Origin of the sequence: Streptomyces sp. NPDC005262 (assembly GCF_042872425.1) — a bacterium.
In the GTDB taxonomy this organism is placed as follows: domain Bacteria; phylum Actinomycetota; class Actinomycetes; order Streptomycetales; family Streptomycetaceae; genus Streptomyces.
The window spans coordinates 798,151-822,625 of record NZ_JBIAKK010000001.1; the positions used below are offsets into that span (position 1 = coordinate 798,151).

Sequence of the window (24,475 nt, forward strand, 5' to 3'; positions counted from 1 at the left end):
CGACCCGGCCGGGGCGGGCCGGACCGCCCTCTGCCGGGGTCAGGCTTCTGCGGGCTGGCGGACGTTCGCATTCACCCAGTCGACGATCGATGCCGTCGTCGCTCCCGGGGTGAAGATCGCCGCGACGCCCTGCTCCTTCAGCGGCGCGATGTCCGCCTCCGGAATGATGCCGCCGCCGAACACCTTGATGTCCTCCGCGTCGCGCTCCTTGAGCAGCTCGATCACCTTGGCGAAGAGCGTGTTGTGCGCGCCGGAGAGGATCGAGAGGCCGATCGCGTCGGCGTCCTCCTGGATCGCGGTGTCCACGATCTGCTCGGGCGTCTGGTGCAGCCCGGTGTAGATGACCTCCATACCGGCGTCGCGCAGCGCCCGCGCGATCACCTTGGCGCCGCGGTCATGGCCGTCGAGGCCCGGCTTGGCCACCACCACACGGATCGGACCGGTCACACCCATCACTGCCTCCACATGCGTCTCCCGTGCCTGAAAGGGCCAGGGATGTGAACGAACGTTATCGACAGCATCCCGCAACCCGCCGTTTCGCGGTGGACCGGGAGGGGGAAATCACACCTGGGACATGTTCGCCAGGCTCCGTTACCGCATCACGCGGCACACCCGCGCGCGGGACGGACGCCGGGGGAGCCGCTACGAGGCCGCCGTACCACCGCGCCGCCAGCCGCACGGCACGGCGGTACGGCACCAGGGGCCCGACCAGCCCCCGCACACACCTCTGCCACGGCGCCCATGAGGGCATACGGGGACCGGAGCCGCCTCCCCGTGCGCCGAGCAGGAGGTCGGCCATGAGGGTCATGAAGGTCCTGCCTTTCCTTCCATCGATGCTGCGCGAGCCGTGTCTGCGCCGCACCTGGCTGTCATCGGCGCTGCTGAGGGCAACCGCACTGGAGCTGATCGTGCTCGCCGGGCATGTCCTCCTCTACCCCGCGGGCATCACCAGCGAGCGACGGGACCCCGCGCACCCGTCCGAGCCGCCCGTCGAGCCGTCCAGCGCACCGGCCGGTACCCCGGTCCTTCCCGTCGAGAGCCCCGACCGGCCGCCCGTCGTCCTGCTCCACGGGTTCATCGACAACCGCTCCGTCTTCGTCCTGCTGCGCCGCTCCCTCACCCGGCACGGCTGGCACCATCTGGAGTCCCTCAACTACTCGCCGTTGACCTGCGACATCCGTACCGCCGCCGAGCTGCTCGGCCGGCACGTCGAGGAGATCTGCGACCGCACCGGGCACCATGAGGTCGACATCGTCGGGCACAGCCTCGGTGGCCTGATAGCCCGTTATTACGTGCAGCGACTCGGTGGTGACCGACGGGTCCGCACCCTGGTCACCCTCGGCACCCCGCACGGCGGCACGGCCGTCGCCCCGATGGCCAGTGCACATCCGATCGTGCGCCAGATGCGCGGCGGTTCCGCCCCGATAGAGGAGCTGCGCCGGCCCGCGCCCGGCTGCCGGACCCGGTTCGTGAGTTTCTGGAGCGAGCTGGACCAGGTGATCGTCCCGGCCGAGGCGGCCTGCATCGACCATCCGGATCTCGACGCCCGGAACGTACGCGTCAGTGGGATCGGCCACCTCGCACTGCCGGTCCACCCGGCGGTCGCCGCCGGGATCCGCCAGGCGCTCGAGTCCCCGGAAGCGGCCCCCGGACTCGCGGGTACCGCGTCGGTGGCCTGAGCAGGACCGGAATCCTCACCGCGCAAGGCCGCCACGCCGCGATGAGAGCGACGAGGGTCGTTCATCCGCGCCCTGGGCCGCCCGGGCAGGGCTCATAAATAGAACGCGTTTCGAACATAGAGCCAAAGCTCTGTGCACAGTCCGTCGAAAGGCGGCCGATTGCCCGTTTCCTGAGCGGCTAAAACCTGACGAAGATTGTCGCCGTCGCATACCGGCGGGTACAGTCGCGGCCACTGCTTTCCCCCTGGGATCCCCCACCGGACCCAGACCCAAGGTCCTGCTGCCGAGGCGAGAGAGAAGTTGGTGAACGACCAGCACCCCCACGCCGGGTATGTCGGTTACGACAGCCACTCCACGGGCAGCTTCGACAACGACCCGCTCTTCGGCTCCCTCCCGGGCAGCTACGACGGCACGTACGACACCACCGGCTACAGCAGTGGTTACGACGGCGGTTACGACGCCGGACAGGCCGGATACAGCGGCCATTACGACTCGAGTCAGTGGGACACCGGCGCGCATCAGACCGCCGCGTACGACCCCTATGCCGCCTACGGGACCCAGCAGCCGCAGCAGTACGCCACGACCGCGACCTGGATGCCGGATGCCGGCGGCATTCCCGCACAGGGCGGCGCCCCGGATTCGTCGGGCCAGTGGGGCACCAACGGCTGGTATCAGGACGGCCAGTGGGCGACAGCCGGGACGGCCGCCTACGACACCGGTGCGTACGACGCCACCGCCTGGAACACCGGCGCCACGCCCGAGCACGATCAGCAAACCGCGCAGACCACGCACAGCGCGCACGAGTCGTACGAACCCGAACAGACTGCCCACGGCGCCCAGGAGTCGTACGAGGCGCATGAGTCGTACGAGACGGACGCGGACCAGGGCTCCTACGATCCGTACGAGCCCTACCGCACCGCCGAGTTCAGCCTGCCCGACACGGACCCGGCCGGCGCCACCGACATCGTCGACGACAGTGACGGCAACGACAGCGATGGCCTCGACACGGACCGCGCGGCAGGCCGCAGCGACGACGCCGCCCGTCCCGTGAGCCGCCCCAGCACCCGTGGTGGCAGCCGCAGTCGGCGTCGCAGCCCCGCGAAGCGTTCCGCACTCCTCACCGTCGCCGTTCCGTCCGCCTGCGTGATGAGCGTCGCCGGTATCGCCGCCGCCTCCGTCGGCGGGCTCGGCAGCGGCGAGGAGAAGGACGACACCATGTCGATGGCGGCCGCCGACCCCGGCACCGTCAAGCCGGTCGCCGCCAACAACAAGCTGGACACCCAGCTCGCCAACCTCAGCGCCGACGCGGAGAACTTCGCCGACCGCGCCAGCCGTACCCAGGAGCGCATCGACCTGAAGGAGCGGCAGGCGGCCGAGAAGAAGAAGCGCGAGGAAGAGGCCGCACGCAAGGAGGCTCTGCGGCCCAAGTTCCTCCTCCCGGTCGCACAGCACGGCCTCAGCGCCTACTTCGGCCAGGCAGGCGTCAACTGGATGTCCGTGCACACGGGCATCGACTTCCCCGTCTCGTACGGCACTCCGGTGATGGCCGCGACGGACGGCACCGTACGCACCCAGTGGAACAGCGCCTACGGGAACATGGCCATCGTCACCATGGCCGACGGCACCGAGACCTGGTACTGCCACCTCAGCAGCACCAAGATCCGCTCGGGCCCGGTCAAGGCCGGTGAGGTCATCGCGTTCTCCGGAAACTCCGGTAACTCCACGGGCCCGCACCTGCACTTCGAGGTCCGGCCCGGTGGCGGCGCGGCCATAGACCCGCTGCCCTGGCTCCGCAGCCACGGCCTCGACCCGACCTGAGCGGCCGCAAGGATCCACGGCGAGAGGTGACAGGCGCTCCACCGCCCCGCCACCACCGCCGTCACTGCCCCCAGGGGCGTCCTGCCTAGAGCTTCTCCACCGGCGCGTACCGCAGCAGCAGCTTCTTCGGCCGTTCGTCCCCGAAGTCGACCGTCGCCTTCGCCTGGTCGCCGATCCCCTCGACCGCCGTCACCGTGCCGAGCCCGAACTGGTCGTGCGTGACCCGGTCCCCGGCCACCAGCGTGATCGTCGGCTTGTCCGAGGTGCGCCTGGTCGCGAAGCCCGAGGGGCCCGAGCGTGAGCGCGACGAGGACAGCGACGACGTGATCCCCGACGTCGGTCCGGCCGGGGCCGCCATCGGTCCGGTCCGCTTCCATTGCAGATGCTGGTCCGGAATCTCCTCGAGGAACCGCGACGGCGGGTTGTACGACGGCTGCCCCCACGCACTGCGCATCGCCGCCCGGGTCAGATAGAGCCGCTCACGGGCCCGGGTGATCCCGACGTAGGCGAGGCGCCGCTCCTCCTCCAGCTCCTTGACCTGTCCCAGCGCACGCATGTGCGGGAAGACGCCGTCCTCCATCCCGGTCAGGAACACCACCGGGAATTCGAGGCCCTTCGCGGTGTGCAGCGTCATCAGCGTGATGACGCCGGAGCCGTCCGTGTCCTCGTCGGGGATCTGGTCGGAGTCGGCGACGAGCGCGACCTTCTCCAGGAATTCGGCGAGCGTGCCCGCACTCGCGCCTTCCCCTGTGTCGGACTCTCCCCGCTCCTGCTCGAACTCGAGCGCGACGGCGGCGAGTTCCTGAAGGTTCTCGATGCGGGTCTCGTCCTGCGGGTCGGTGGAAGCCTGGAGTTCCGCGAGGTAGCCGGTCCGCTCCAGGACCGCCTCCAGCACCACGGCGGGGCCGGCGCCCGACTCGACGATCGTGCGCAGCTCCTCCATCAGCGTGTTGAACCGCTTGACTGCGTTGGCCGAGCGGGCCGCCATGCCGTACGCCTCGTCGACGCGGCGCAGCGCCTGCGGGAACGTGATCTTCTCGCGCAGCGACAGGGCGTCGATCATCGCCTCGGCGCGGTCGCCGATGCCGCGCTTCGGCACGTTCAGGATGCGGCGCAGCGGGACGGTGTCCTCGGGGTTGGCGAGGACCCGGAGGTAGGCCAGGATGTCCCGGACCTCCTTGCGCTCGTAGAAGCGCACGCCGCCGACGACCTTGTAGGGCAGGCCGACGCGGATGAAGATCTCTTCGAAGACGCGGGACTGCGCGTTCGTCCGGTAGAAGATGGCGACATCGCCCGCCTTCGCGTCGCCCGCGTCGGTCAGCCGGTCGATCTCGTCGGCGACGAACTGTGCCTCGTCGTGCTCGGTGTCGGCGACATAGCCGGTGATCCGGGCGCCCTCGCCCGCGTTCGTCCAGAGGTTCTTGGGGCGGCGGCTCTCGTTGCGTTCGATGACCGCGTTGGCCGCGGAGAGGATCGTCTGCGTGGAGCGGTAGTTCTGCTCCAGCAGGATCGTCGTCGCGTTCGGGTAGTCCTCCTCGAACTGGAGGATGTTGCGGATGGTCGCGCCACGGAAGGCGTAGATCGACTGGTCCGCGTCACCCACGACGCACAGCTCGGCGGGGGCGTCGGCCGGTCCGGCCGGGCCCACCAGTTCGCGTACGAGCGTGTACTGCGCGTGGTTGGTGTCCTGGTACTCGTCGACGAGGACGTGCCGGAAGCGGCGGCGGTAGTGCTCGGCGACGTCGGGGAACGCCTGGAGCAGATGGACCGTCGTCATGATGATGTCGTCGAAGTCCAGTGCGTTGGCCTCGCGCAGCCGGGACTGGTACATCGCGTAGGCCTGGGCGAGCGTCTTCTCGAAGCCGTCCGCGGCCTGCCCGGCGAAGGTCTCCTCGTCGATCAGCTCGTTCTTCAGGTTCGAGACCTTCGCCGTGAACGACTTCGGCGGGAAGCGCTTCGGATCGAGGTCCAGATCGCGGCAGACCAGAGCCATCAGCCGCTTGGAGTCGGCGGCGTCGTAGATCGAGAACGACGAGGTGAAGCCGAGCTTCTTCGACTCGCGGCGCAGGATCCGTACGCACGCGCTGTGGAACGTCATGACCCACATGGCGTTGGCGCGCGGTCCGACGAGCTGTTCGACGCGCTCCTTCATCTCGCCCGCGGCCTTGTTGGTGAAGGTGATCGCCAGGATCTGGCCGGGGTGCACCCCGCGCTCGGCCAGCAGATGGGCGATGCGGTGGGTGAGCACCCGGGTCTTGCCGGATCCGGCCCCGGCGACGATGAGCAGCGGCGACCCTGCGTGCACGACGGCGGCGCGCTGCTCGGTGTTCAACCCGTCGAGCAGGGCGGCGGCGTCGATGACGGGGCGGTGGGCGCCGTCCCGGTAGTACGCGTCCCTGGGCGGCGGGGGCGCGTCGAACACGCCCGCGAAGAGGTCCTCCGGCACCGCCTCGGGTGCGGAGTCCTCGGGGGGCGGCGGGGGCTCTTCCTCCGAGTGCTGGAGGCCGGCCAGGAAGCTGTCGTCAAAGAGGCTGCTCATCGCTTGACGAGTCTAGGCCGCCGCACCGACACCGTGCGGCCGCATGGCGAACCGCACCCGGCGCACGGGCACATACGGAGACCGCGCACCCACACCGCGTAAGCGAAGAGAGGGGCGCCCGGCCCGCACGCCCGTCCCTGTCGCCAAGGTCACGAAAATGTATCGGGCATATCGAACATCAACCTTCACAGCAGCACCACGGGTTGGCTAGCGTGCTCGGTCGGGCGGCCCGTACCCCCTGAGGCGAACCACGCCGAGCGGGCTCCCACGCCGAATCCGGCCTGCCCTCACGGGAGTTCGGAACCGGGGACCCACACGCACCACCGGGGTGAATCGGTCCATATCTCTACATACGGACCGTAGGGCAGCCTTCCGTTCCGCCCGAACCCGACAGCTAACCCGGTAGGCGGTCCACGGAAGGAGATGCCGGCCTTGGCGTCGCATCGCAAACCGCGCACCCGGGTGCGCTCCACCACGCCCGCCGTCGGGCTCACGACGGCCGCCCTGGCAGGTGTGACGCTGCTCTCCACACAGAGCGCCACGGCCGCCCCGGCCTCGCCGAAGCCCAGCATCGAGGACGTACAGAAGAAGGTCGACGACCTCTACCGGCAGGCGGGTACCGCGACCCAGCAGTACAACCAGGCGAAGGAGGCCTCCGCCGCACAGCGGGGCAAGGTCGACGCGCTGCTGGACGAGGTCGCAAAGCGTGCCGACAAGCTGAACGATGCGCGCAGGGAGCTCGGCAACTACGCGGCGGCGCAGTACCGCACCGGCTCCATCGCACCGAGCGCCACCTTCTTCCTGGCCGATGACCCGCAGTCGTACTTCGACGAGAACCAGCTGATGGCCCGGATGGCGGGCCGGCAGCAGAAGGCGGTCACGGACTTCCGTACGCAGCAGGCCGCGACGTCGAAGAAGCGCGCCGAGGCGGCGAAGAGCCTGGAGACGCTCACCGAGTCGCAGGCCACGCTGCGGACCAGCAAGGAGAACGTCCAGAAGAAGCTGGGCGAGGCCCGCGTGATGCTGTCGAAGCTGACGGCCGAGGAGAAGGCGCGGCTCGCGGCGCTGGAGCGCAAGAAAGAGGCGGAGGCCAAGCGCAAGGCCGAGGAGCTGGCCCGTCAGCAGGCAGCCGCCAAGGCCGAGGCGGACCGCAAGGCCGAGGAGGCCGCGCAGCAGGCCGGATCCGGCGGCGACACGGGAACGGGCGCCGGCACGGGGACCGGCTCGGACAGCAGCGCCACCACGAAGGCCGACAAGGTCCTCGCCTTCGCCCGAGCCCAGATAGGCAAGCCGTACGTCTGGGGCGCGACGGGTCCCTCGTCGTACGACTGCTCGGGGCTGACCCAGGCCGCCTGGAAGGCGGCGGGCGTCGACATCCCCCGCACCACCTGGGACCAGGTGGAGATCGGCACGCGGATCGCGACGGCGGATCTGCAGCCGGGCGACCTCGTCTTCTTCTACGACGACATCAGCCACGTCGGCATCTACAAGGGCGACGGCATGATGATCCACGCTCCGAAGCCGGGCGCGAACGTCCGCGAGGAGTCGATCTACTACATGCCCATCTACGGCAGCGTGCGGCCCGCGTAGCCGCGGCCCCGGACAGCGACGAGCCCCCGCCGGAAGGATCCGGCGGGGGCTCGCGCCATGAGGGACAGGGACCGGCCCGGGCGGCAGCGGCCGGCTCAGGTCCAGAGCGTCGCGATGAAGATGTTGGCGACCGTCAGCCCGCCGACCGCCGCGAAGACGCCCTTCTCGACCTTCTCCTCGTCCCGCTTGACGTACACCAGCGCGAGGATCACGACCAGGACCGCCAGCTTCACACCGATCTTGATGTTGTTGACCGGCTGGTCGTCCGCCTGGTTGAGCCCGACCAGTGCGATGCCGGTGACCAGCATGGTCAGCGCACCGTGCAGCATCGCCGGGACGAAGCGGGCCGTCCCCGCACCCATCGCCTTCATCTGGGTCAGGAAGCCGCCCAGGAGTGCGGCGATACCGATGATGTGCAGCGCGACGAAGACATTGATGAGTACGTCCATGGGGCCGCAGCCTAGCCGGGGCCGCAGCACGGCCCTCCGGCGAGGTGGGGGCTCCTAGACGTTTCACTTGCATCTGTACCAATTGCCTTACTCTGGTGCGTTTTCTCCGATCACTTGATGACATCGCCTCGCCAAATTCGGGCAATAGCCGTCATTACGACTCTTCGGCGTGCCCCGGGTTTAGCGTCCCTATCCAGGTGACCGGCTTCTCCGACGCTCCGCACCCGGGCGGCGGTCCGGTCACCCCGCCGAAGAGTCCGGCGGCGCGCGGCTCCCCCTGCCGGCGTCGCCGTCGGACCTCCGCGGGCCCGCCGGTAGGCCCCGACGGGCAGTCGACAGCGAGGAGCCCCGCCCCCGTGGCAGCGCATCGGAAACCCAAGCAGCGCCCGTGTACCGGCTCTGCTGCCCGCACCGCAGCCACCCTCGCGTTCGCCGGGGCCGCAACCGCCGCCGCCCTGCCGGGTGCCGCACACGCCGACCCGCAGCTCACCCCCGCCCAGGTCAAGGCCAAGGTGGACCGGCTCTACCACGAGGCGGAGGTCGCCATCGAGCAGTACAACGGCGCGAAGGAGAAGGCGACCGCCACCGCCAGGTCCCTGGGCGCGCTGCGCGACGAGGCCGCCCGCAGGACCGAGCGCCTCAACGCCTCCCGCAACGCACTCGGTTCGCTCGCCGCCGCGCAGTACCGCACCGGAGGCATCGACCCCGCCGTACAGCTGGCGCTCTCCTCCGACCCCGACGACTACCTGCAACGGGCCTCGTACGTGGACCGCATCGCCGACCGGCAGGCCACCGAGGTCTCCAAGGTGCAGCGGCAGGTCACCGAGATCGCCCAGCTGCGCGCCGAGGCGAAGGAGGAACTGGCGGCACTGGGCACCCGCCAGGCCGAATTGAAGAAGCACCGCACGACGGTCAGGGCCAAACTGGCCGACGCCCAGCGGCTCCTGGACACCCTGTCGCCCGCGCAGCGCGCCGCGTACGAGCAGTGGGACACCGCACGCTCCGCCGCCGGCCACGCCGATCGCAGCAACCGGCGCGCCGGCGCCGCGCAGGCGGCCCCCCACGCCCGCGCCGCGGAGGCCGTCGCGTTCGCCTACGGGGCGCTGGGCAAGCCGTACGTCTGGGGAGCGACCGGTCCGGCCTCGTTCGACTGCTCCGGGCTGACCCAGGCCGCCTGGCGCTCCGCCGGCGTCTCGCTCCCGCGCACCACGTACACGCAGATCGACGCCGGACAGCGGATCTCCCGTTCCGAACTCGCCCCCGGCGACCTGGTGTTCTTCTACTCCGGCGTCAGCCATGTCGGCCTGTACATCGGCGACGGCCTGATGATCCACGCGCCGCACCCCGGAGCGCCCGTCCGCATCGCGCCGATCGACGAAATGCCCTTCGCCGGGGCGACCCGGGTGGCATAGGCTCCCGGCTGCCGCAGCCCCGAGTCCCACCGGACCGGTCGAAGGAGATTCGCACATGCCCATGGACGCAGACGTCCAGAGCCACGCCCGTACGCTCGCCCTGCGCTCCCCCGACCATCTGCGGATCGGCCCGTTCACCGTCCGCCACAACCCCGGCTGGCAGCTGAAGTACGCCAATTACGCGATCCCGGACCAGGGGGCCGAGCCGACGGCGGCCGATGTGCAGGCGCTGATCGCCGCGTTCCGCGAACGGGACCGGATGCCGCGTCTGGAGTATCTGCCCGGTGGGGCACCCGCGGTCGAACCCGCACTGCTCGCTGCCGGTTTCACCGTCGAGAACCGGGCCCCGATCCTGGCCTGCACCCCCGGCGACCTCCTGCCGCCGAAGCCGGTGGACACCCTCGTCATCGCCGAACCTGCCACCGACGCGGAGTTCGACGCCGCCGCCCGCGTACAGCACCACGGCTACGGCGGGACGGGCGAGCCCGAGGGCGGCGAGGCGGCCTGGCTGCGTGACGCGGCGGCGGGCGGTGGCGTGGCGGCCCTCGCCACCGTGGACGGCGTCCCGGCGGGCGCCGGCGGCTGCTCGGTCCCCGTCGACGGCCTCACCGAACTGGCCGGTCTCGCCGTCGCCGACGCGTTCCGCCGCCGGGGCATCGGCGCCGCGCTCTCCGCGCATCTGACCGCGACCGCGTTCGCGCGGGGCTGCCGGGTGGTGTGGCTGGAGCCGGGCGACGCCGACGTGGAACGGATCTATGCGGGCATCGGATACCGCAGGATCGGCGAGAAGCTGAACATCTCGCTCGACCCCGCCTGAAAACCTCCGGCACCTCGGCCCGCCGGAACGCTTCCGGTGCCCCGGCCCGCCGGAACGCTTCCGGAGTTCAGACCAGCCGTCGGGCCGTCGCCCACCGCGTCAGCTCGTGCCGGTTCGACAGCTGGAGTTTCCGCAGCACCGCCGAGACGTGCGACTCGACCGTCTTCACCGAGATGAACAGCTGCTTGGCGATCTCCTTGTACGCATAGCCGCGGGCGATCAGCCGCAGCACCTCACGCTCGCGCTGCGTCAGCCGGTCCAGGTCCTCGTCGACCGGCGGCGCGTCCGTCGAGGCGAACGCGTCGAGGACGAAGCCGGCCAGTCTGGGCGAGAACACGGCGTCGCCCTCCTGGACCCGGAAGACCGAGTCGATCAGGTCGGTGCCGGTGATCGTCTTGGTGACGTAGCCGCGGGCGCCGCCGCGGATGACGCCGATGACATCCTCGGCGGCGTCCGAGACGGACAGCGCCAGGAAGCGCACCGGGTTCTCGACCGCACCCATCAGCGGGGCGCAGCGACGCAGCACCTCGACGCCGCCGCCGCCCGGCAGGTGGACGTCGAGGAGGACGACCTCGGGGCGGGTCGCCGTGATGACGGTGACCGCCTGGTCGACGTCGGCGGCCTCGCCGACGACCTCGACGCCGGTCTCCTCGGTCCGGCCGATCTCGGCCTGCACCCCGGTGCGGAACATCCGGTGATCGTCGACGAGCACGACCCGTACCCGGCGCTCCGGGCCCCCGGTTGCCTCAGTGGTCTCCGTCATCGCTCGCCCTCTCCATCTCCAGCTCGACTTCCGTGCCCCCGCCGGGCACCGAACGCAGCCGCGCCGTACCACCGTTGCGCTGCATCCGGCCGATGATTGATTCTCTTACGCCCATTCTGTCCGCCGGTACGGAATCCGGATCGAACCCCGGTCCCCGGTCCCGTACCGAGACGAAGACCGTACGGCCCTCGACCTCCGCGTAGACCTGCACGGCGCCGCCCTCGCCACCGTACTTCGCGGCGTTGACCATCGCCTCGCGTGCGGCCTGCATCTGGGCGGCGAGCTTCTCGTCGAGCGGGCAGTCGCCGACGACGACGACCTCCAGCGGGACGCCGTGCTTGTCCTCGACCTCGGCGGCGGCGCGCTTGACCGCTTCGGCGAGGGTCTCCGGTTCGTCGCCCTCGTCCTTGCCGGTGCCCTGGGGGTTGTACAGCCAGTTGCGCAGTTCTCGTTCCTGGGCACGGGCCAGCCTGCGGACCTCGCCGGGGTCCTCGGCGTTGCGCTGGATCAGGGTGAGGGTGTGCAGGACGGAGTCATGGACATGGGCGGCGACCTCGGCCCGCTCCTGGGCCCTGATACGCATCAGGCGTTCCTCGGAGAGGTCCTGGGTCATGCGTACGAGATAGGGACCGGCCAGCAGCGCGATACCGGTGAGGACGGCGATCGCCGCGGTGAGGACATTGCCGAGCTGAGCCGCGGAGCCGCGTACCACCATGAAGCCGGCGAGACCCAGGCCGACCAGGGCGACCCCGGCCAGCCCGCGGGCCAGATGCAGCACCCGGCGGCGGCTGCCCACCTCCATCCAGCGGGCCCGCCGGGCGTTGTCGGCCTGCCGCCACACCAGGACGGAGCCCGCACCGATCAGCAGCGTCGGCCAGATGTAACGGTCGGCCTTGCTGCCCATGTCGACGTTGCCGACGAAGACGACAGCGCCGATCAGCAGCGCTATGAGGGCGAAGACCTGCCCCTTGTCGGGCTTGCGGAGCCGGCGCCGGCCGTCCGCTCCGGTCTCGAAGACGGAGCGCGGCGCCTCGACCCCACCGACACCGAGCGGGACGACGATCCAGAACACGGCGTACAGCAGCGCGCCGAGGCCGTCCGCGAAGAAAAGGCCGAGGAAGACGAACCGCACCCAGGCGACGGGCAGCCCGAGATGCCCGGCGAGTCCGCGCGCGACGCCGCCCAGCATCCGCCCGTCGGCGCTGCGGTACAGCTTGCGCAGCGGTGGCTCCTCAGGGTCGGCGCTGAGGGAGCTTGCGGCTCGGGGCGTGGCGGCTGGCATGCTCCGATCGTCACATGCCGGGGTGGGCGGCGGCATCAGGGTCGGCCCCCCACTCGACCCTGAGACGGCCGGTCGTGCGGAGTCCCGAAGACCTCCCTTCAGGGTCCGGCGCGGCCAATATCAGGGATCGGCCAGGGTCGGCGCGGGTGCCGCGGGAGCGCACGGCCCGTCACCATGGAGCCATGACCGTTCCCCAGGACGCCGCCCCCGGCGTCGCGCCGCCCCCCGCACCCGGTCCGCAGCTGCAGCGCACCTCGCGGCAGAAAGTGGTGGCCGGGGTGTGCGGTGGGCTCGGCCGGTACTGCGACGTGGACCCGGTGATCTTCCGGATCGTGCTCGGTGTCCTGTCGGTGACCGGTGGCCTGGGCCTGATCTTCTACGGCTTCGCGTGGCTGCTGATCCCATTGGAGGGCGAGGAGGAGAACGAGGCGCGCAGGCTGCTGTCGGGCCGGGTCGAGGGGGCGTCGCTGATCGCCGTGCTGTTCGCGCTGATCGGCTGCGGGCTCTTCCTCTCCATGCTGGGCAACGGCGGCACGCTGGCGTTCTCCGCGATGCTGACGCTCGCGGTGATCGGCTGTTTCGTCTGGACGCAGGGCCGGAGGACCGCGGCCCCCCAGGACCCGCTGCACCCGGCGGCCGCACAGGCGGCGGCGGACGCACCACCGGAGGTGAAGGCGCCACCGTCGCCGGCCGGCCCCTCCTGGTGGCGGGATCCGATCATCAAGGACGGCACCTCGGGGCCGGTGGGCGCCGGCTATCTGTGGGGGCCGGCGGACACGGTGCTCGACGAGGGCACGGTACGGCCCCGCAGGGCCGTGGCGGACGCGCCGTTCCGCACGCCCGAACGGGCACGGGCGGACCGGGGGCCGCACTCGATCGGCGGCCTGGTCTTTCTGTTCGCGCTGATCGCGGGTGGTCTGTCCACGGGCCTCAGCTGGGAGACCCATCCGCTCGGCACGAGCCTGCAGTTCGGTCTGGCCGCGGCGCTCGCCGTGTTCGGTGCCGGCATGGTGGTCAGCACGTTCCTCGGCCGGACCGGGTTCGGCACGCTGCTGCTGGCGATGATCACCGCGGTGCTGCTGGCGGGCGCAACCTCGCTGCCGCATGACATCAGCACCAAGTGGGTGCGCGAGGAGTGGCGTCCGGCCTCGGTCGCCGCGGTACAGCCGCGGTACGAACTGGGCTCCGGGGTCGGCACGCTCGACCTCACCAGGGTGCCGGTCCCGAAGGGCGACACGGTCAGCACCCGGGTACGGGTCGGCGCCGGCCGGGCGGTCGTCGTGGTACCGGAGGCGGTGACGGTCCGGGTACGGGCGGAGGCCGGAGTCGGGGACATCCGGCTGCCGGGCGATGCACCGGGCGACGTGGACATCAGGCCGGCGCAGAACGAGCACCGGACGATCGCTCCGCAGGCCGGCGTCACCCCGGCCGGCACGGTCGAGCTGGATCTGGAAGTCGGTATCGGACAGGTGGAGGTCACTCGTGCTGCGTCATGAGATCCGGCCGGGGCGCGCGGTGGCGGGCGTCGCGATGCTCGCCCTGGCGGCCGGCTACGCGGCGGACGCGGCGGGCAGCTGGGACGCCCCTTGGACCTTCTTCTTCCCGGTGTTCTTCGGCGGCCTCTGGCTGGCCGCCACCACGACGTGGGTGAGCTACCGGATGCGGCGCCGCCGCGACGCGAAGAAGGCGTCCACGGAGAACGACGCTGCGCCGCCGAGCACGAGCGGCAGCCAAGCCATGAGGTAGGCCAGGTCGTTGCCGAAGTAGTACGGATCGGCCTGCCAGCTCACGGTCAGCCACAGGCTCAGCGAGATCAGTGCCCCGCCGAGTGCGGCGAGCCGCGCCCACAGCCCGATCAGGGTGCCGATGCCGACGGCGAGTTCACCGAAGGCGATGGCGTACCCGAACGCTCCGGGGTTCTTCAGCGAGAGGTCGACGAGGGCCGGGATCGCGGACGAGTCACGTACCGCGTGCATCATCTCGCCGACGGAGCCCGACCCGGAGGCACGGAAGAAGGTACTGTCCGTCAGTTTGTCGAGCGCGGCATAGATGAAGGTGACGCCGAGAAATATGCGCAGCGGCAGCAGCGCATGCTCCCGGGCCAGCTCCCGCAGACTCCTCGTCTCACCCAGACCACGTGTATTCGTGCCGTACCCATGCATAATGACCCCGCCTTCCGTCGACCCGTTACCAGACCATACGTACGCGGTGAACGCGCTGCTCACCAGCCCTACGGTTCGATCGGACGCAATCGGCGGCGATCCGCCCGGCCGTTCAGTCCGTGACGTCGATCTCGACCCGATTCGTCTCCACCCCGGCGGCCGTCACGACCTGTACGTCCACCAGTCCCGGTTCGACCTCCACCGGCACCGGCACGGTCAGCACCGTGTCCGCCGGGTTGGCGAAGCCGCCTGCCACCGGGACCAGCGGGACATGGACGTGGACCCGGCCGATCCGGACGACCACCCGGGCCAGCCGGTCCGGCGCCCCGGCGCCGGGCGGTACGAAACCTGCACCGCGGATCTCGATGTCGTCGCCGGTACGGATCGGCGCGTCCAGATCCCCGGGTTCCCGGGCCCGTACGACGGACAGCACGACCGGGCGCCCGCCCTCCGTGTACTTGCCGGCGAAGTACGTCGCCGCGGAGACGGCCACCAGCAGGGCCAGCCCCCAGGGCAGATCGGGCAGTTGCTCGGGCCGGCGGGCCAGCCGGACCACGGCGAACAGTACGGCGACGGCGTTCACCAGCACGTACTGAACGTCGGTGAAACTGCCCCGCCCGGAGTCGTCGGTGAGGAGATCGGCGGCGCGCGGCCGGTCGGCGCGCAGCTTCTGCAGACGCCCGGCAAGGGCGCGTACGGTCACCACCCGGCGCACGACCACGGCAATGGCGCACACCAGCGCCAGCGCGGTGAGCACTCCGGCGCCACGCGCCAGCTCCAGACCGTCGATCAGCGCGTCGCGCTCCGCATGACCGGAGGCGCCCGCCAGCTGGAGGGCGAGGACGAGTACGGAGAAGACGGCGAGCAGTACCCAGGCCACGGCGACCGCACGGGAGGTGGAGAGCCGGTTGTCCTCGCCGATCAGCGGGGCGAGGACGCCGCCGCGAGCCCGGTGGAATCGGGCGGCGCCGGTCAGCAGCCCGGCGGTGACGAGCGCGGCCACCAGACCGGCGGTACGGGCCGTCGACCAGCCCGCACCGATGGCGGTGCCGGCCTCGCCGATGGCGAGCAGGGCGACGCCACCCCAGACGACGGCCAGAGTGCGCACCCATACCTGGTGAAGCCAGGCGTCGCCCGCCTCGCGGCTGCGCTCGGCGACCGTACGGGCCGACTCGGTCAGCTCGTCGGAGACCCACTGGCGGGTCGCGGACGCGGACCGGGCGATGCCGGTCGGCAGCCCCTGGCCCGCGGCGAGTTCGTCCCGCTTCGCCAGGAAGGCGGCCACCGCGCGCCGGTGTCCCTCGCGCGCTCCGTGCGGGCAGTCGCCGCACGTACAGCCACCTCCGTGAGTGCCTTGTCGTGCCTCGTCCAACGCCACGGAGAACGCCGCCCTTTCCCGCCCACGTACTGCCAACTGACCACCGATTGCTGCGAATTGTGCCGTACGGGACGGCCCGGGACCGCATCGGGGCCGCCGGGACGCGCGGATCGTCAGAATGTTCGGGAGATCCTCTTCCACAGCGGCTGGTAGTTGATCCAGGCCACCAGGTCGCTGCCGAGCTGTTCGCGGGTGGCCACCGCCTCCCGGTGCTCGATCAGAACCGGCTTCCCGGCCGCCCGCGCGGTCAACTGCACCTGGCAGGAACGCTCCATCGTGATGAACCACCAGGCTGCCGCGTCCACCGAGTCGCCGACCGTCAGCAGCCCGTGGTTGCGCAGGATGATCGCCTTGCGGGCGCCGAGCGCGGCCGCGATCCGCCGCCCTTCCTCCTCGTCGACGACGACCCCGGTGTAGGCCTGGTAGACCGCGTGGTCCTCGTAGAAGGCGCAGGACTCCTGGGTGATCGGCTCGATGAACTCACCGAGCGCGGACAGTGCCCGCCCGTGCAGGGAGTGCGTGTGCGCGACGGCGACGACGTCCGGGCGGGCCCGGTGCACCTGGGCATGGACGGCGAACGCCGCCTGGTTGACGTGGTGGCGGCCTTCGACGACCTGCCCGTCACCGTTGACCAGGATCAGTTCGTTCGGCAGGAGCCCGTCGAAGGGGGCGCCGAACGGGTTGACCCAGAAGCAGCCGGTGTACTCGGGGTCCCGCGCGGTGATGTGACCGGAGACGCCGTCCTCGTACCCGTACGCCGCGAACAGCCGCAGCGCCCCGGCCAGCCGCTCCTTGCGGTACGCGCGTTCCTCCTCGACCGACTGATGGACGGGCGGCATCGCGAACTGCAGCTGTTCCACGGGTATCGGTGCGGGCTCGGGCATGGCGACTCCTCGGGGCTCCCAGGGCGTACGGGACCGGAAGTTACCGCCGGTCGCCGCAGGTGGCCAGAGCGATCACGCACCGATTCGGGAACGGTCAGGCGCTCAGCACGAGGTAGGCGAGGGTGAAGTCCCCGCGGTAGCCGCCGTAGTAGCCGGTACGGCGGGCGTCGACCTCGGCGATCACCTCGTCGTACAGCGGGTGCCCGGGGTTCTCCAGCGCCCAGCGCTCACCCCGCCCGATCGGCCCGTTCGACTCGAAAAGGTCCCATTCGCGCTGGTCGGCGACGGTCACCTGGAGTGCGCGCAGCCCGACGGACTCGGCGAGCCTGATCAATTCGAGCAGCGAACCGAAGTCGCCGGGTTCGGCACCGATGCCGGCGAGTGCGGCGGGGGACGGCTCCCGCAGCCAGATCCCGTCGCCGTACAGCACCCGCCCGCCGGGCCGGACGGCGGCACGCAGGGCCTTCAGCGCCTCGGCGGTCGAGCCGGGCCAGGCATGGGCGGACCCTATGGACACGGCGAGGTCGTATCCGCTCTCGGTCCACTCGGTGGCGGGCGTCGCGTGGAACCGTACGCGCTCCGCGAGCCCCCGCTCCTCGGCGAGCGTCCGCCCGCGCGCCACGGCGTCGGGATCGGTCTCCACACCGTCGCCGGTGCTGCCGGGAGCCGATGTCACCAGGCGCATCAGCAGTTCGCCCCAGCCGCTGCCGATGTCCACGATGCGCGCGCCGGGGGCGGGCGCACAGGCCGAGATCAACTGCGCGGCGTGCTCCTCGGAGAGCGGGGTGTTCCAGGTCAGTCGGTAGTTGTGCGGCGCGGAGATGATCGGGCGGATCTGTTCGGAAGACATGGTCGCGGAGCCTCGCACGGACGTGCAGGCGGTGCAATCGGTTTCTCGGCCGGTACGACGATGCCGCCGCTCAGACGAATGAGCGGCGGCATCACGTCGACCCTGCGGGGAGGGCTACTCCCACTCGATGGTGCCCGGCGGCTTGCTCGTCACGTCGAGCACGACGCGGTTGACGTCGGCGACCTCGTTCGTGATGCGGGTGGAGATCTTCGCCAGGACCTCGTACGGCAGGCGCGACCAGTCGGCCGTCATGGCGTCCTCGGAGGAGACCGGGCGCAGGACGATCGGGTGGCCGTAGGTGCGGCCGTCGCCCTGGACGCCGACCGATCGGACATCGGCAAGGAGGACCACGGGGCACTGCCAGATGTCACGGTCGAGTCCGGCCGCGGTCAGCTCCTCCCGGGCGATGGCGTCGGCCTCGCGCAGCAGGTCGAGCCGGTCCTTGGTGACCTCGCCGACGATCCGGATACCGAGACCGGGGCCGGGGAACGGCTGGCGCTGGACGATCTCCTCCGGCAGGCCGAGTTCCTGGCCGACCATCCGGACCTCGTCCTTGAACAGCTGGCGCAGCGGCTCGACGAGCTTGAACTCGATGTCGTCGGGGAGACCGCCCACGTTGTGGTGGGACTTGATGTTGGCGGTGCCGGTGCCGCCGCCGGACTCCACGACGTCCGGGTAGAGCGTGCCCTGCACGAGGAACGCGACGTCCTCGCCGGCCGCGCCCGCCTCGGCGACGAGCTCGGCCTGGGCCTGCTCGAAGACGCGGATGAACTCGCGGCCGATGATCTTTCGCTTCTGCTCGGGGTCGGAGACCCCGGCCAGCGCCTTGAGGAACCGCTCCTCGGCGTCGACGACCTTCAGCTGGACGCCCGTGGCGGCCACGAAGTCCTTCTCGACCTGCTCGGTCTCGCCCTTGCGCATCAGACCGTGGTCGACGTACACGCAGGTGAGCTGGGAGCCGATGGCCTTCTGCACGAGGGCGGCGGCGACCGCGGAGTCCACGCCGCCGGAGAGGCCGCAGATAGCGCGCTTGGTGCCGACCTGCTCGCGGATCAGGGCGATCTGCTCCTCGACCACGTTGGTCGTGGTCCAGGTCGGCTCGATGCCGGCGCCGCGGTAGAGGAAGTGCTCCAGGACCTGCTGGCCGTGCGTGGAGTGCAGCACCTCCGGGTGGTACTGGACGCCGTACAGCTTCTTCTCGTCGTTCTCGAAGGCGGCGACCGGCACGACGTCCGTGGACGCGGTGACGGTGAAGCCCTCGGGGGCGGCGGAGCAGGCGTCGCCGTGCGACATCCACACCGACTGCTCGGCGGGCGTGCCCTCGAAGAGTGTGGAGCCGGTCTTGGAGACGGTCAGCGGGGTGCGGCCGTACTCGCGGGCACCGTTGTCGTCGACGGTGCCGCCGAGCGTGGTGGCCATCAGCTGGAAGCCGTAGCACATGCCGAAGACCGGGACCCCGGCCTCGAACAGCGAGCGGTCGAGGCTGGGCGCGCCCTCCGCGTACACCGAGGAGGGGCCGCCGGACAGGATGATCGCCCGGGGGTTCTTGGCCAGCATCTCGGCCACCGGCATGGTCGACGGGACGATCTCGCTGTAGACCCGGGCCTCACGGACGCGTCGGGCGATGAGCTGGGCGTACTGCGCGCCGAAGTCGACAACAAGGACCACGTCGGGTGCGGTGTCGGGGGCGGCGGGGGGTGCTGCTGGCACGGGGCGGCCTTCCGGCGGTGAAGGGGGGTCGGTCCTCCCGATTCTACCGGGGTTGCGAGGGAGACCCTGCTCGCGTCCGAGGGGACGGGGTCGCCGGCCGCCGTCACCACGGCGTCTCACCATCCGGGCGCCGCGTTGGACCACCGGCGGGGGCGGGTCCATACTGGCCTCATGCGTCAGCACACGACCTACGTCTTTACCTATGGCACCCGGCCCGCCGGCTGCCATGGTCGTGCTGCTTGAGCCACTGACAAGCAACGTTCCAGGCGCCCCGGGCCGACAGGCCCGGGGCGTTCTGGCATTCCGGGTCCGATCGCTCCGGGGGGCCGCACCCCACCAGGACACCAGGAGTCATGGAATGAACAGCACCGCCGTCGCCGCGAACAAGCTCGCCGAGAAGCCCCTCACCGAGAAGACCGGTGCGCACACCGACGAGGCCGCCGCTCTGATCGCCGGAGCCCGGGAGCGCATCGATTCGCTGGACGACCGGATCATCGGGCTCGTACAGGAACGGATGGCCGTCTCGGCGGTCATCCAGGAGGCCCGGGTCACCTCCGGCGGCCGCCGGGTCAATCTCTCCCGCGAGATGGAGATCCTCGGCCAGTACCGGGACGCGCTCGGCAAGCCCGGCACCTCGCTCGCCATGACGCTGCTGGAGCTGTGCCGCGGCCGCGTGTGAGTGAGGCAGTCGCACCGGCCGCGGGGCTGTACGGGCGTATCTGCGTTCGGGCCGACTCTCACCCGTACGGCGCGTGACCGGGCGCACGGTGACTTCGTTGGTCCCGGTGTCCGTGCCAGCCAGGGGCGGCTTTCGAAGAAACCACGCGTGGCTCCGCTGGAGCGTGTGGCGTACTGCAGGTACGCCGTGGGACCGCGCTCCAGCGTGCGTGACCGGTCGGCAGGGGACAGCAGCCCGGTCACCCCAAGAACGGTCGGCTCCGGGGACGCCCGGAGCCGACCGTATCCGGTCGAAGCAGCCATTATCGGGCTCAGCCCGGCCGACACGGCACAAAGCGGGGCAAGACTCCCCTCGTATCGCACCACCCCTGACCTGGGTCGACGCCACTTCTGTGCCTCCGCACGCCGGGGGGGCGGACCCGGTGCACCTCACTCCGCGGCGCTCCCCCCGGTGCCGCTTCCAGGTGCCGGCGCCGCCCCGACACCGGCGCTGATCGGCAAGGGCCCCATGGACCGGTTCGCGGCCCACGGGGCCCTCGGTCATGTCGTGATCCTCTCGTGGCTACCGGCTCCTGAACGCGCAGCGAGACCGTCGCGCCGACAGGGCGACGGCGGCGCACCACAGGTGCCGGAGGGGCCGAAGAGGCAGGCGTGACGGGCATCACATAAGGATTCTGTGAGTATCCGGACAACCATTAGCCCGGACCAATGGTCATGCATGCAGAACACCGGCCCCACCCGTGACCCCACAACGCGGAAGGCCCTGTCCCTGCACCCGTGCCGCACCCCGGTGCGATGTTCGTCGTGCGGCGCCGCAGGAACGGTGACGCCGCCGCGTAACGGGCGACATCACCGGTAGGCGTGAGGGGCTGCACTCGGAGGGGGGTGCAGCCCCTTTCCGCTGCCCTGCTTCTCCCCTACTTGTCTGCGCTCTTCCTCGGCGGGACCGCGGGCAGGCCCAGGAACGGCAGTTTCAGCGCGCCGAAGGCCTCCTTCGGCACCGCCGGCGCCTTCGGTTCGACCGCGGCCAGCCGCTCGTACGCCTCGCCCTGCGCCGGACGCGGGTCCGCCTCGCCCTTGTTGGGCCAGAACGACATGGCTCGCTCGGCCTGCGCGGTGATGGTCAGCGACGGGTTGACACCGAGGTTCGCGGAGACCGCCGAGCCGTCGACGACCGAGATGCCCGGGTGCCCGTACAGCCGGTGGTACGCGTCGATGACCCCTTCCTCGGCGCCGGCACCGATCGGGCAGCCACCGAGGAAGTGCGCGGTGAGCGGGGTGCCCATGAGTTCGCCGACGTTCGACCCGGCGAAGCCGTTGATCTCCTCGGCGAGCAGGGAGGCGCTGCGCGTGGCCTCCTCGATCTGGGTCGGGTTGGGTGCGCCGTGCCCTTGGCGGGCGGTGAGCAGGCCCTTCCCGATGCCGCCCGGCTTGCGGTACGTCGTCAGGGAGTTGTCCAGCGACTGCATGACGAGGCCGATGATGGTCCGCTCCGACCAGCGCCGGTTGGAGAGCGACCGCACGGCGAGGGCCGGGTGCCTGGCCATGTTGCCGAGCCAGCCCAGCACCCGGCGGCCGCCGTACGGCACCTGCAGGATCGACATCGCGCCCATGGCGTTGGAGCCCTTGCCGTAGCGGACCGGCTCGATGTGGGTGTTCTCGTCGGGGTGGATCGACGAGGTGATGGCGACGCCCTGGGTGAAGTCGGCCTTCTCGGTGCCGTGCTTCTTGCGGTAGCGGCGGTCGCTGGTCTGCGAGCCGACGAGCGCCTCGGAGTTGGTACGGGTCAGCTCGCCGAGCCGCGACGACAGCCGGGGCAGCAGCTCCTGGTCCTTCATCGCGTGGAGCAGGGTCTGGGTGCCGTACGTGCCCGCCGCGACGACCACCTTGCGGGCGCGCAGCAGCGTCGGCCTGCCCTTCCTGCGGCGGTCCGTCGGGACGGTGGTGACGTGGTAACCACCCTCCGGGTCGTCCGTGATCGCGACCACCGAGGTCATCGGGTGGATGACCGCTCCGGCCTTCTCGGCAAGGTGGAGGTAGTTCTCGTTGAGGGTGTTCTTCGCGCCGTGACGGCAGCCCGTCATGCATTCGCCGCACTCGGTGCAGGCCTTGCGGGCGGGCCCCGCTCCCCCGAAGTACGGGTCGGCGACCGTTTCACCGGGCTTCGCCCTCGCCGTACCGTCGGCGTCCTTGCCGTCGCCGAAGAAGACGCCGACCGGGGCGAGATGGAAGGTGTCGCCGACCCCCATGGCCTGCGCGGTCGCCTTCAGATGGACGTCGGACGGGGTCATCGTCGGGTTGAGCCGGACTCCGAGCATCCGCTTGGCCTGGTCGTAGTACGGCGCCAGCTCGTCCTGCCAGTCGGTGATGGCGGCCCACTGCCGGTCCTCGAAGAACGGTGCCGGGGGTACGTACAGCGTGTTGGCGTAGTTGAGCGAGCCGCCGCCGACACCCGCCCCGGCGAGCACCATCACATTGCCGAGCAGATGCACACGCTGGATGCCGAAGAGCCCGAGTGCGGGGGCCCACAGGTAGTTCTTGATGTCCCAGGAGTTCTTGGGGAGGGTTCCGGGGGTGAAGCGGCGGCCTGCCTCCAGGACCCCGACCCGGTACCCCTTCTCGGTCAGCCGCAGGGCCGACACCGCACCGCCGAAGCCCGAGCCGACGACGAGGACGTCGTAGTCGTACGCCGCGTCGTCATCGGTCTCGCCGGCCGGTTCGGCCTGATTCTGGGCAGGGCTGTCCTGGGACATGGCTCTCCTCGGTACGAAAAGGGCAGAAGGTGCCGCGGTGTTACGGGGGTCAGCGCAGGCGGAACGCCTTCATCGCCTTCAGGCTGCGGCTCATGAACGCCGCGTACTTCTCGTCGTCCATCCCGAAGGAGGGGGCGAGCGGGATCAGCCTCTGCTGGGCGACGGTCTGGGCCTCGGTGTACTTGAGGATGCCCTCGGAGCCGTGCCGCCGGCCGAGACCGGAGTCCTTCATACCGCCCATCGGGGACTGCACGCTGCCGTACGCGGGGGCGTACCCCTCGTTGATGTTGACCGTGCCGGTGCGGAGCCGGGCGGCGACCTGGTGACCGCGCTTGGAGTCCTTGGTCCAGACGCTGGAGTTCAGGCCGTACGGGGTGGCGTTGGCGAGGGCGACGACCTCGTCCTCGTCGGAGAAGCGGTAGACGGAGACGACCGGGCCGAAGGTCTCCTGGGTGCAGACGGCCATCGGCGCCTCGACGCCGTCGAGGATGGTCGGCTCGTAGAACAGCGGGCCGATGTCGGGGCGGGCGACACCGCCGGCGACGAGCGTGGCGCCCTTCTCGACGGCCTCCGCGACATGCTGGGTGACGGTCTCCAGCTGGCGCTCGCCGACCAGCGAACCCATGTCGGCGCCGTAGGCGAGGGAGTTGCCGAGCCGCATGGCCTTCGTGCGGGCGGCGAACCGCTCCACGAAGTCGTCGGCGACCGACTCGTGGACGTAGAGCCGCTCGATGGAGATGCAGAGCTGTCCGGCGGAGGAGAAGCAGGCGCGGACGGCGCCGGCGGCGGCCTTCTCCACGTCGGCGTCCTCGAGGACCAGCATGGCGTTCTTGCCGCCGAGCTCCAGCGAGACGCCGACCAGACGGGCGGCGGCGCCCTGGGCGACCTCGCGTCCGGTGCGGGTGGAGCCGGTGAACGAGACGTAGTCGGCGTGCTTGACGACCTCGGGCCCGACGACCGGTCCGTCACCGAGGACGACCTGGAACACCTCGGCGGGCAGCCCGGCCTCGATCAGCAGGTCACGGGCCCAGAGCGCGGTCAGCGCGGTCTCCGTGTCGGGCTTCATCACGAGGGCGTTCCCGGAGACGAACGCGGGCAGCGCATCGCCGACGGAGAGCTCGAACGGGTAGTTCCACGGTGCGATCTGACCGATGACACCGCGCGGCTGGCGCAGTTCGGTGACCTTGGTCAGCGTGGGTACGACACCGGTGTGCCGCTTCGGCTTCAGGTACGAGGCCGCCCTGCGCCCGTAGTGCCGGGCGGAGACGGCGACCGCCTGCACCTCCTCGTGGGCGTGCAGCCGCGCCTTGCCGGTCTCCAGCTGGATGAGGTCGAGGACCTCCGCCTGCCGCTGGAGCACGAGGTCGTGGAAGCGGAGGAGGACGGCGGCCCTGGTCCGGACAGGGGTGGCGGCCCAGGCGGGCTGGGCGGCGCGGGCCCGCTCGAAGGCGGTCGCGACGTCCTCGGGCGTGGCCTCGGGCAGGTCGGCCAGCTTCGCCCCGGTGAACGGGGTGTGGTTGGCGGTACGGCCGGAGCCGACGACACCACGGGTCAGCTGGGCGACCACCTCGGGTGTCACCACATCGGCGGCCGTGCGCACACCCGCGGGGGTGGCGGCCACGGGGTTGGTACCGAGGGGGGCGGCAGATGCCTGCGAATCCGTCGAGTCCGTCATGAGGGCGAGGGTATGTCCAGCCCACCGCTTTGGGTA

The 24,475-nt window shown here is 70.8% G+C and carries 19 protein-coding genes and 1 riboswitch; of the genes, 7 read left to right on the top strand and 12 right to left on the bottom strand.

Features of this window, described 5'->3' with window-relative positions; genetic code table 11:
* Positions 1–39: 39 nt before the first annotated feature.
* Positions 40–453, bottom strand: a complete 414-nt coding sequence (locus ACFYP5_RS03505) for a cobalamin B12-binding domain-containing protein (RefSeq protein ID WP_030914396.1) — start codon at positions 451–453, stop codon at positions 40–42.
* Positions 454–806: 353 nt separating this feature from the next.
* On the opposite strand from ACFYP5_RS03505, the gene ACFYP5_RS03510 reads away from it, so the two are divergent.
* Both ACFYP5_RS03510 and ACFYP5_RS03515 read left to right on the top strand, forming a co-directional pair.
* Positions 807–1,679, top strand: coding sequence for an esterase/lipase family protein (locus ACFYP5_RS03510; RefSeq protein WP_389030741.1), 873 nt, complete (start codon positions 807–809; stop codon positions 1,677–1,679).
* A gap of 303 nt (positions 1,680–1,982) precedes the next feature.
* Positions 1,983–3,497 carry a M23 family metallopeptidase gene (locus tag ACFYP5_RS03515; RefSeq protein ID WP_389029979.1) on the top strand — a complete coding sequence of 505 codons (1,515 nt, stop codon included), beginning with the start codon at positions 1,983–1,985 and terminating at the stop codon, positions 3,495–3,497.
* An 85-nt stretch (positions 3,498–3,582) separates the two neighbouring features.
* Here the strand turns inward: ACFYP5_RS03515 and pcrA are convergent, their stop codons facing one another.
* Positions 3,583–6,036, bottom strand: a complete 2,454-nt coding sequence (gene pcrA / locus ACFYP5_RS03520) for a DNA helicase PcrA (RefSeq protein WP_389029982.1) — start codon at positions 6,034–6,036, stop codon at positions 3,583–3,585.
* A gap of 258 nt (positions 6,037–6,294) precedes the next feature.
* A riboswitch (cyclic di-AMP (ydaO/yuaA leader) is annotated at positions 6,295–6,461 on the top strand.
* On the opposite strand from pcrA, the gene ACFYP5_RS03525 reads away from it, so the two are divergent.
* Positions 6,460–7,626: an NlpC/P60 family protein gene (locus tag ACFYP5_RS03525; protein ID WP_389029985.1), complete on the top strand. Its 1,167-nt coding sequence runs from the start codon at positions 6,460–6,462 to the stop codon at positions 7,624–7,626. It overlaps the preceding riboswitch by 2 nt.
* A 95-nt stretch (positions 7,627–7,721) precedes the next feature.
* On the opposite strand, the gene ACFYP5_RS03530 is transcribed toward ACFYP5_RS03525, so the two are convergent.
* Complete coding sequence (locus ACFYP5_RS03530; protein ID WP_030968979.1) at positions 7,722–8,075, bottom strand: hypothetical protein; 354 nt, start codon at positions 8,073–8,075, stop codon at positions 7,722–7,724.
* Between the two features lie 356 nt (positions 8,076–8,431).
* Here ACFYP5_RS03530 and ACFYP5_RS03535 point away from each other — a divergent pair, with 356 nt between their 5' ends.
* Positions 8,432–9,487, top strand: coding sequence for an NlpC/P60 family protein (locus ACFYP5_RS03535; protein WP_389029987.1), 1,056 nt, complete (start codon positions 8,432–8,434; stop codon positions 9,485–9,487).
* Between the two features lie 55 nt (positions 9,488–9,542).
* Entirely contained in the window at positions 9,543–10,304 is a 762-nt protein-coding gene (locus ACFYP5_RS03540) for a GNAT family N-acetyltransferase (protein WP_389029990.1), read from the top strand.
* Between the two features lie 67 nt (positions 10,305–10,371).
* On the opposite strand, the gene ACFYP5_RS03545 is transcribed toward ACFYP5_RS03540, so the two are convergent.
* Both ACFYP5_RS03545 and ACFYP5_RS03550 read right to left on the bottom strand, forming a co-directional pair.
* Positions 10,372–11,067, bottom strand: a complete 696-nt coding sequence (locus ACFYP5_RS03545; protein WP_389029992.1) for a LuxR C-terminal-related transcriptional regulator — start codon at positions 11,065–11,067, stop codon at positions 10,372–10,374.
* Positions 11,051–12,349: a PspC domain-containing protein gene (locus tag ACFYP5_RS03550; protein WP_389029995.1), complete on the bottom strand. Its 1,299-nt coding sequence runs from the start codon at positions 12,347–12,349 to the stop codon at positions 11,051–11,053. The genes ACFYP5_RS03545 and ACFYP5_RS03550 overlap by 17 nt, the downstream gene beginning before the upstream one ends.
* Positions 12,350–12,531: 182 nt before the next feature.
* On the opposite strand from ACFYP5_RS03550, the gene ACFYP5_RS03555 reads away from it, so the two are divergent.
* Positions 12,532–13,845, top strand: a complete 1,314-nt coding sequence (locus ACFYP5_RS03555; protein WP_389029997.1) for a PspC domain-containing protein — start codon at positions 12,532–12,534, stop codon at positions 13,843–13,845.
* 156 nt (positions 13,846–14,001) lie between these two features.
* Here the strand turns inward: ACFYP5_RS03555 and ACFYP5_RS03560 are convergent, their stop codons facing one another.
* From ACFYP5_RS03560 to guaA, 5 genes are all read right to left on the bottom strand, one after another.
* Positions 14,002–14,511 (bottom strand): DoxX family protein, encoded by a 510-nt coding sequence (locus ACFYP5_RS03560; protein ID WP_389030000.1) that lies wholly within the window; start codon positions 14,509–14,511, stop codon positions 14,002–14,004.
* A gap of 112 nt (positions 14,512–14,623) precedes the next feature.
* Positions 14,624–15,889, bottom strand: a complete 1,266-nt coding sequence (locus ACFYP5_RS03565) for a hypothetical protein (protein ID WP_389030002.1) — start codon at positions 15,887–15,889, stop codon at positions 14,624–14,626.
* A 113-nt stretch (positions 15,890–16,002) separates the two neighbouring features.
* Positions 16,003–16,773, bottom strand: coding sequence for a class II aldolase/adducin family protein (locus tag ACFYP5_RS03570; protein WP_389030004.1), 771 nt, complete (start codon positions 16,771–16,773; stop codon positions 16,003–16,005).
* 94 nt (positions 16,774–16,867) lie between these two features.
* Positions 16,868–17,623 (bottom strand): SAM-dependent methyltransferase, encoded by a 756-nt coding sequence (locus tag ACFYP5_RS03575; RefSeq protein WP_389030007.1) that lies wholly within the window; start codon positions 17,621–17,623, stop codon positions 16,868–16,870.
* Positions 17,624–17,737: 114 nt separating this feature from the next.
* Positions 17,738–19,333 carry a glutamine-hydrolyzing GMP synthase gene (gene guaA / locus ACFYP5_RS03580; protein WP_389030009.1) on the bottom strand — a complete coding sequence of 532 codons (1,596 nt, stop codon included), beginning with the start codon at positions 19,331–19,333 and terminating at the stop codon, positions 17,738–17,740.
* 358 nt (positions 19,334–19,691) lie between these two features.
* Here guaA and ACFYP5_RS03585 point away from each other — a divergent pair, with 358 nt between their 5' ends.
* Positions 19,692–20,012 carry a chorismate mutase gene (locus ACFYP5_RS03585; RefSeq protein ID WP_389030012.1) on the top strand — a complete coding sequence of 107 codons (321 nt, stop codon included), beginning with the start codon at positions 19,692–19,694 and terminating at the stop codon, positions 20,010–20,012.
* A gap of 916 nt (positions 20,013–20,928) precedes the next feature.
* On the opposite strand, the gene ACFYP5_RS03590 is transcribed toward ACFYP5_RS03585, so the two are convergent.
* On the bottom strand, positions 20,929–22,764 hold the full coding sequence (locus ACFYP5_RS03590; RefSeq protein ID WP_389030015.1) for a GMC oxidoreductase: 1,836 nt from the start codon (positions 22,762–22,764) through the stop codon (positions 20,929–20,931).
* 49 nt (positions 22,765–22,813) lie between these two features.
* Positions 22,814–24,439 (bottom strand): succinic semialdehyde dehydrogenase, encoded by a 1,626-nt coding sequence (locus tag ACFYP5_RS03595; protein ID WP_389030018.1) that lies wholly within the window; start codon positions 24,437–24,439, stop codon positions 22,814–22,816.
* Positions 24,440–24,475: the final 36 nt, after the last annotated feature.